Source organism: Desulfovibrio sp. 1188_IL3213, from assembly GCF_036763145.1.
Classification (GTDB): Bacteria; Desulfobacterota; Desulfovibrionia; order Desulfovibrionales; family Desulfovibrionaceae; genus Desulfovibrio.
In genome coordinates, this window is record NZ_JBAIYR010000745.1 from 1 (window position 1) to 255 (window position 255).

The window sequence follows — 255 nt, forward strand, 5'->3', positions numbered from 1 at the left end:
TCACCGTGTCCATTTCAAGCAGGTGCTCGTAGTCCACGTTGGCTTCGGCAAGCAGCACGTTCATGTGGCCCGGCATGCGGCCGGCCACCGGATGGATGCCGTAGCTCACCCTGGCGCCCTTGCTTTCCAGCAGGTCGGCAAGCTGTTTGACCTTGTACTGCGCCTGGGCAAGCGCCATGCCGTAACCGGGGACAATAACCACCTTTTTGGCGTTCTGCACAAGCTTTGCGGCGGCGGCTTCCTTGCTGTCCGCGT

At 61.6% G+C, this 255-nt stretch carries 1 protein-coding gene; it reads right to left on the reverse strand.

The window, feature by feature from the left end; all coding sequences use genetic code 11:
• The coding region (locus V6C16_RS14825) for an NAD(P)(+) transhydrogenase (Re/Si-specific) subunit beta (RefSeq protein WP_333543640.1) at window positions 1-255 on the reverse strand (255 nt) is incomplete at both ends.